Origin of the sequence: Gilliamella sp. ESL0232 (genome assembly GCF_013346885.1) — a bacterium.
GTDB classification, from domain to species: Bacteria; Pseudomonadota; Gammaproteobacteria; order Enterobacterales; family Orbaceae; genus Gilliamella; species Gilliamella bombi.
Genome location: NZ_JAAEDW010000018.1, coordinates 1 through 1,200, shown reverse-complemented (window position 1 = coordinate 1,200; position 1,200 = coordinate 1). Strand labels below are relative to the sequence as shown.

Sequence of the window (1,200 nt, the reverse complement as noted above, 5' to 3'; positions counted from 1 at the left end):
TGGAAGATGTGAGCATTAAGACAGAATATGGTATTCCTTCTGAAAGTGATAAATTTACTGGAAATAGGCATACCTATTATCTTTATCCCAAAATGGATAAACCACAATTTTGTTATGCTATGCCTAACTTAGAATATGATTGGCATTCAAATGATATACCTTACGATGGTGCAGTTTCTTCTCTTAACGATCCGCATGGTGATTGGAATAAATATAGAGGGTTTTATGCTTATAATCCAGCGAATCCTGGAGCAAACTTTCCAACCACAGGCTCTCATAATTTATTTTTTTACTTGAGTGTTGCAGGAATGAAAGCGCAAGATATAGTAAATAAAAATGGTCGAACAATTTCGACGGGAGGGGTAACATTAACGTTAAATGCTGAAAATACGCTACCTACAGGGCTTGTAAAAATTAACTTAACGGGTCCTAAGGAGAGTAATCCTAGTTCTTTTATTCCTTCAACATTTTATTTACACGATAAAAATAATGACCCATTGTATAGTTTTAGGTTAGAGCGTTGGTATGTAGCTAAAAAAGGCGGTGCAGGTGGTTATCAAAATGGAGTTGCGTTTTGTAATAACTTTAATGGTGGTGGGTATCGTATGCCCAAAGTGCTTGATTTTACCAATGCAAGGCGTGGCGTTGTGGATTGGCAAAATGGTATAACAGATGAAAGCTATTTACGAAAAATTAGTTATAAAGTGAATGGTTATTGGATGGGTGGGTTATTTAGCGAATGGGGACGTATGACTCAGATTTACTATAAAGATAGTGATTGGGAATATTTTCGTGTTGGAGAACCTTCTTGGGGGGATATAAGAGGGTATTATTGGACATCAGATTCATATCAAAAAGCGTACAATTACAATTTCGTTGTAGAGACAAATATAGGTATTGTTGGTGGTAGAGATCATTCGGATCAAGACTATAGAGTAGCCTGCGTTACACCTTAATTTCCCTTTCTTTAACGATGACTATTTAAATAAAAATACTTAGTATTTTGTTTAAATAGTCGATTAAACTTTTTAGCTATAAAATATTTAGATTAATTTAACCATAAAGTTTATGCCCATTCATGATGAATAATTCTTACAATTTACATTTCTTTACAAAAAAGTCCGCCAAAAAACTAGCCAACTATTTCTTAAACGGCTATACTTTAATCGCTTTAGAAAGACAAGCTTATTAAATAAGCGA

1 protein-coding gene is annotated in these 1,200 nt (G+C 34.0%); it reads left to right on the top strand.

Annotated features, from left to right (window positions below):
- Positions 1–956 (top strand): hypothetical protein (locus tag GYW75_RS12265; RefSeq protein WP_238786487.1); only part of this gene is annotated, 956 nt, incomplete at its 5' end.
- Between the last annotated feature and the right edge of the window lie 244 nt (positions 957–1,200).